This window comes from Cryobacterium sp. 10I1 (genome assembly GCF_035019805.1).
Lineage (GTDB): Bacteria > Actinomycetota > Actinomycetes > Actinomycetales > Microbacteriaceae > Cryobacterium > Cryobacterium glucosi.
On record NZ_JASJVF010000227.1, the window covers coordinates 1 to 5,264 of the forward strand.

6 protein-coding genes and 1 pseudogene are annotated in these 5,264 nt (G+C 70.0%); 5 read left to right on the plus strand and 2 right to left on the minus strand.

Annotated elements, in window-relative coordinates; genetic code table 11:
- The first annotated feature begins 153 nt into the window (after positions 1 to 153).
- Positions 154 to 1,254 carry an ABC transporter substrate-binding protein gene (locus QN345_RS15205; RefSeq protein WP_322136602.1) on the plus strand — a complete coding sequence of 367 codons (1,101 nt, stop codon included), beginning with the start codon at positions 154 to 156 and terminating at the stop codon, positions 1,252 to 1,254.
- A gap of 49 nt (positions 1,255 to 1,303) precedes the next feature.
- On the opposite strand, the gene QN345_RS15210 is transcribed toward QN345_RS15205, so the two are convergent.
- Both QN345_RS15210 and QN345_RS15215 read right to left on the minus strand, forming a co-directional pair.
- Positions 1,304 to 2,041 (minus strand): hypothetical protein, encoded by a 738-nt coding sequence (locus QN345_RS15210; RefSeq protein WP_322136601.1) that lies wholly within the window; start codon positions 2,039 to 2,041, stop codon positions 1,304 to 1,306.
- Positions 2,042 to 2,282: 241 nt separating this feature from the next.
- Positions 2,283 to 2,474 (minus strand): hypothetical protein, encoded by a 192-nt coding sequence (locus QN345_RS15215; protein WP_322136600.1) that lies wholly within the window; start codon positions 2,472 to 2,474, stop codon positions 2,283 to 2,285.
- Between the two features lie 144 nt (positions 2,475 to 2,618).
- Between QN345_RS15215 and QN345_RS15220 the strand changes: the two are divergent.
- The 4 genes and pseudogenes from QN345_RS15220 to QN345_RS15235 all read left to right on the plus strand — a co-directional run.
- Positions 2,619 to 2,861, plus strand: a pseudogene (locus QN345_RS15220) (trypsin-like peptidase domain-containing protein); the annotation flags it as partial.
- A gap of 50 nt (positions 2,862 to 2,911) precedes the next feature.
- Positions 2,912 to 3,193, plus strand: coding sequence for a hypothetical protein (locus QN345_RS15225; RefSeq protein WP_322137420.1), 282 nt, complete (start codon positions 2,912 to 2,914; stop codon positions 3,191 to 3,193).
- 66 nt (positions 3,194 to 3,259) lie between these two features.
- Positions 3,260 to 4,135 carry a helix-turn-helix domain-containing protein gene (locus tag QN345_RS15230; protein WP_322140605.1) on the plus strand — a complete coding sequence of 292 codons (876 nt, stop codon included), beginning with the start codon at positions 3,260 to 3,262 and terminating at the stop codon, positions 4,133 to 4,135.
- Positions 4,136 to 4,197: 62 nt separating this feature from the next.
- Positions 4,198 to 5,264 (plus strand): acyl-CoA dehydrogenase family protein (locus tag QN345_RS15235; RefSeq protein WP_323508821.1); only part of this gene is annotated, 1,067 nt, incomplete at its 3' end.

Here is a 5,264-nt window from a genome sequence, read left to right on the forward strand (position 1 = left end):
GGTCGGTGCACTCTCCTACGGGTTCTTCGTCAAGGACCGCCGCCCGCGCATCACCGCCTGACCGTCGCCCTGTGGGGGCCCGCCCCCCCCCCGGCCCCCCCCACCACCCCGGGTGCCGCAGCGTACGCCGTCCACCGAATGGAAGTGAAGCCCATGTCCACCAAGACCCACACCACTGCTCGTCGCACGGGGATGCGCCTCGCCCTCGGCGCGGCATCCGTCGCCCTGCTCGCCACCACCCTGAGCGGATGCGCCGCCTCGGCCGATGCCACCTCCGGTGCCACCGCAGCCGGTCCGGCCGCAGAGCTCCGGCTCGGCTACTTCGACAACGTCACCCAAGCCCCTGCCCTCGTCGGAATCGAGAACGGCCTGCTGCAGGATTCCCTCGGCAGCACCAAGCTCAGCACCCAGATCTTCAACGCCGGCCCCGCGACGATCGAGGCGCTCAGCGCCGGCGCGATCGACGCGGCATACATCGGCCCGAGCCCGGCCGTGAACAGCTACATCAAGAGCAAAGGCGAGTCGGTCGAGATCGTCGCAGGCGCGACAAGCGGCGGAGCAGCCCTCGTCGTGCGCGAGGGGATCAATTCCGCCGCCGACCTCAAGGGCAAGACCCTCGCCTCCCCGCAGCTCGGCAACACTCAGGACGTCGCACTGCGAGCCTGGTTGAGCAGCAAAGGCTTCACAACGGACACCTCCGGCGGCGGCGACGTGAAGATTACGCCGACCGAGAACGCACAGACCCTCACCCTGTTCCAGAGCGGCGCCATCGACGGCGCCTGGCTACCGGAGCCCTGGGTCTCCCGCCTCGTCGTCGACGCCGGCGCCAAAGTGCTCGTCGACGAGTCCTCGCTGTGGCCGGACGGCGCCTTCCCGACGACCGTACTCCTGGTGCGGAAGGGATTCCTGGCCGAGCACCCGGAGACGGTCCGGGCCCTCGTGGCCGGCAACGCGGCATCCGTCGACTGGCTCACGAAGAACCCGACGGATGCGGCAACCGTGATCAACAAGAAGCTCACGGCCGACAGCGGGAAGGCTCTCTCCGATGCCGTGATCACGCGAGCCTTGACCAAGGTGACGTTCTCGACGGACCCGCTCGCGTCGACGTTCGCGGTGAGCCTCGAGAACGGCGTGTCGGCCGGCACCACCAAGACCGGCGACCTGAACGGCCTGTTCGACCTGACCGCGCTCAACAAGGTGCGCACGGCGGCCGGTGAGAAGCCGGTCTCGGCCGCGGGCCTCGGTACCGAATAGCCCCGCTTCCCGCCGCGAGAGTCCACTTTCGGCCCTTATCGCCGGTAACTTAAGGGCCAAACGTGCATTCTCGCGGGAGCGCGGCGGGAGAGCGCGGCGGGATCGCGCGGGCGGCAAGGAGGGCGACGATTGCGCCGAAGAGCACGAGGCTCACCGGTCCCGTGCCGAAGTCGAGGCCGCCCCGCTCGAGCGAGACGGCGGCCCAGTCGGCGAAGGATGCCCCGAGCGGCCGGGTCAGGATGTACGCGAACCAGAATGCGAGCGTTGCGTTCATGCCGAAGCGGCGATACGCCAGTGCGGGGATGGCGATGAGCACAGCGAAGACGATTCCCGACGCGAGGTAGCCGAGGCCGAAGGTCATCGCGGTCAGGTCGCCGGCAGCGGTGCCGAGGGCGAAGGTGGTGAGGACCGTCGCCCAGTAGAAGAACTCGCGGCGGCGGGTCACGATGCTGTGGATGGAGAGCGACTTCTCGGTCGTCCGCCACGCAAGGAAGATCGCAGCGAGCGCGAGGACGAAGGCGACCGTGGACACGAGGTAGGGGATTCCGAGGCCTACGTGCACGGCATCGGCTGCCATCGTGCCGAAGATGCTCACCATGACGACGGCGAGCCAGTAGACCCACGCGACGTAACGGCGAACGGCGAACTGCAGGAGCAGGGCGGCGAACAGGCCGAGGCCCGCGAGGCCGACGGCGACGGGCGGGTCGATCTGGTGCACGAGGTAGTCGGCCGTCGTCTCGCCCATCCCGGTCGTGAGCACCTTGGTGACCCAGAACGCGGCGGTCACCTCGGGGACCTTGCTGAGTATCGGGCGGCCGCTGAACCGCGGGACACGCAACCGTTGGCCACGCGGAGCCGTCTCCTCGGCCGTGCCCAGAGGCGTCGCAGGCTCCGCAACCCGTGCCCGGTCAGTTATCGGAAGGGGATTCTGATCGATCTCTGCCACGTGTGCTCCGCTCGTCCGCTCCCCAACTTACGGAGAGGCGGGCCAGGAACAATGACGGATCGGGTGCGCGGTCAGGTTGCGGTCAGGCGCGCTCGGCCTGGTCCTGCCGGGGCGCCCGGGCGCAGAACTCCCGCACCTCGAGGGTGATCGCGCCCGTCGCAGCCTCGCGCTGCCGGCCGGGGAGAAACGTGCGCTCAGCCCGCCTGCTGTGTGCGCCGAGGGCGTTGACCGGGGAGCGGTGACGCGGGCAGACCCCGGTTACAGGGGGCGGCATCCGCGGCGACCGCGGTGAGCGAGAACGGGAGGAGAGGAGCTGGCCGAAGAAACGGACGACCCGAGGGAGGGTCCGCTCGACGCGTACTCCCGGGTCGTGACCGAGGTCGCCGCGACCGTGACCCGCCAGGTCGCGGCGATCGAGATGTCGGTCGCCACGCCGCGCGGACGGGTGCGCCGCGGCGCCGGTTCGGCCCTGCTCTACTCCGCACAGGGCTACCTGCTCACGAACGCTCACGTCGTGCTCGGGGCGGATGCCGGCCTCGCCCTCTTCTCCGACAGCACGAGCAGCGCCATCGAGATCGTCGGCTCCGACCCGCTTTCCGACCTCGCCGTGGTCCGTTCCCGTGCGCTGACCCCGCCGGAGCCCGCCCGGCTCGGCAACGCCGACACTCTCCGCGTCGGCTGCCCGGGTCATCGAAGACGTCATCCAGACGGATGCAGCCGTCAAACCCCGGCAACTCCAGTGGGGCGCTCGCCGACTCGCGCGGCACCGTCGTGGGCATCAACACGGCCGCCGCAGAGGTCGGACTCGGCCCCGCCGTGCCGATCAACCCCACGTCCCGGCGCATCATCGAGACGCTTCAGCGGGAAGGCAGGGTGCGCCGGGCATACCTCGGCCTGGTCAGTACGCCGATGCCGCTTCCGGTCACCGTGCTCCGGGGCACCGCGATGGTCGACGTGATCGCCGAGACGGAGGAGCTCGCAGCCCTGCGCTGAACCCGCCCTGCGCCAGGCGTTCGGGTGGGAAGGAGACTGCGCGATTCCGTGCTACTTTCGCGACTGATGTCCGTTTCCGCAACAGAGGCCTCCGGCCAGCCCCGTCCGGCTCGCACCCGCTCCCGCGTCGAGGTGGCCGACATCGCCGTGCGCCTGTTCCGCACCAACGGCTACGAGGCCACGACCGCGACCGACGTCGCCAGGGCCGCCGGCGTCTCGCGCAGCACCTTCTTCCGGCAGTTCCGATCCAAGGAAGATGTGATCTTCGCCGACCATGACGAACTCGCCGTGCAGATCGCCGCCTACTTCGCCGCGCAACACGACGACCCCTGGCTTGCGGTCCGTGACGCCGCGACGATGGTCTTCGAGCGATTCCGCGAACGGCTCGACAACGTCCGCGTCCGCGATCTCATCGTGCGCGACACCCCGGCCCTCCGCGACCGCGAGACGATCATGGCCATCCGTTACGAGCGGATGTTCGCCGCCTACCTCCGCTCCGCCCGTCCCGACGTGCCGCAGCTCACCGCCATCCGCTACGCCGCAGCGATCACAGCAACGCACAACTACGAACTCCGCCGCCTGATCCGCGGCCCTGTCCCGTCCTCGTCCGAAACGGGGGCCGCGTCGAACGCCGCGTCGAACGCCGAGCCGGTCTCAGTGAGCGACGCCGACATGGATGCCGCGCGGGACGCCGAGCATGCCGCGCATCTCGCAGAGGAACTCGCCGCGGAGCTCCGCGAAGTGGGGCGCCTCTTCCACCCCGACGCGGCACCTGACCAGGCCGGGCAGCACGCGGACGGGCACCAGCGGGCGGGGGAGGCCTCAGCCGAGCTCGTCGTAGCGGTGTTCTCCGAAACGATTTCCCCGGACGAGCTCTCCCGAGAGGTCGCACGCGCCCTCGGTGGACGCCGCGCCGCGAGCACGCCGGGGCGCGCAACTTGACACTCAGTGTCATTTGACCCGACACTGAGTGTCACACCAGCCGAACCCAATGAAGGGGAACCGTGCCCGACTACGACGTATCCGTGCCGCTCGACACCGACTACTACGAACTCTTCCGGGACGTGCCCGCCGCCGACCGCGTCTTCTGGGACCGGGCCCGCGCCTTCGCGATCGAGACGCTCGACGAGGTCACCGAGGCCTGGGACAAGGCCGAGTATCCGCTGCACCTCGTCCGCAGGCTCGGCGAACTCGACCTGCTCACCGACGGCGTCGTCGGCCCCGGCCTTACCCCGATGTCCCCGCTCGCCGCCGGCCTCGTCAACATGGAGATCTCCCGTGGCGACGGCTCGATGGGCACCGTGGTGGCCGTGCAGGGCGGGCTCGCGCTCCGCAGCATCGCCCTCTACGGGAGCGAAGCCCAGAAGGCCGAGTGGCTCATCCCCCTCGCCCGCGCCGAGAAGCTCGGCGCCTTCGCCCTCACCGAACCCGACCACGGCTCCGACTCCGTCGCGCTCGAGACGACCGCGACCCGCGAGGGCGACGAGTGGGTGATCACCGGCGAGAAGAAGTGGATCGGCAACGGCTCCGTCGGCGACGTGACCGTGGTCTGGGCCCGCGACGACGACGGCAACGTGCGCGGGTTCCTCGTGCCGCAGGACACCCCCGGCTACCAGGCCCAGACGATCACCGGGAAGGGCTCCCTTCGCGGCATCCACCAGGCTCGCATCGTGCTCGACAACGTGCGCGTGCCCCTCGACGCCCTCCTGCCGGGCACCCGCACCTTCAAGGACACCGCGACCGTGCTGTTCGCCACCCGCCTCGGTGTGGCCTGGTCGGCGCTCGGCCACGCGACCGCGGTTTTCGAGGCCGCCCTCAGCTACTCGAACCAGCGCATCCAGTTCGGCAAGCCGCTCGCCGGCTTCCAGCTCGTGCAGGAACGACTCACGCGGATGCTGTCCCAGCTGACCGCGATGCAGCTCTACTGCCTGCGCCTCGCCGAACTCGACGCGGCCGGAACCATGCGTCCGATCCAGGCGTCCCTCGCCAAGTACCACAACACTCGCGCCGCCCGCGAGATCGCGGCGACGGTGCCGAGCAGGAGCAGACCGGCGCCGATGAGGGACAGGAC